A 579-nucleotide genomic window follows, 5' to 3' on the forward strand; every position below is an offset into this window, starting at 1 on the left:
GGCTGCGGCGTCATCATGCCATGCGTAACATCGCAGGCGGCGTATCGACCCCGCGCGGGCGCTCACAGCTTCGCGGATCGGCCCGCCGCGCGGTCACTTGGTCGCGATGCGCCGCTCGCGCACCGCTTTACGACAGCCATGCTTCGGTGAACTGTTCTGCTGCAGGCCCCGAAGCACGACCGGAACGAGGAATCTCATGCGTGAATTGACGTCGGACGGATTGCTCGCGGCGGTGCGGGGCTGGGTCGAGATCGAGAGCCCCACCCAGGATGCTGCCGGCGTGAATCGCGTCGCGGATTTGGTCGAGGCGAAGCTGCGCGCGATCGGCGCCTCGATCGAACGCATCCCCGGCACCGACGGCTTCGGCGACATCCTGCTCGGCCGCATCGCGGGGGCGGAGGCGGGGCCGGGCCTGCTGCTGCTCGGCCACATCGATACCGTGCACCCGGTCGGCACCCTCGCCGGCCCGTTACCGTTCCGGGTGGAGGGCGATCGCGCCTACGGGCCCGGTATCTATGACATGAAGGGCGACAACGCGATGGATGTCGCCGCCCTGGAGCACCTGCCGGCGACCGGCCG

1 protein-coding gene is annotated in these 579 nt (G+C 69.6%); it reads left to right on the forward strand.

Annotated features, from left to right (window positions below):
* Nucleotides 1-196: 196 nt before the first annotated feature.
* Nucleotides 197-579 (forward strand): M20/M25/M40 family metallo-hydrolase (locus ACLD7X_RS17975; protein WP_411425053.1); only part of this gene is annotated, 383 nt, incomplete at its 3' end.

This window comes from Aphanothece microscopica RSMan92 (genome assembly GCF_046613545.2).
Classification (GTDB): Bacteria; Cyanobacteriota; Cyanobacteriia; order PCC-6307; family Cyanobiaceae; genus NIES-981.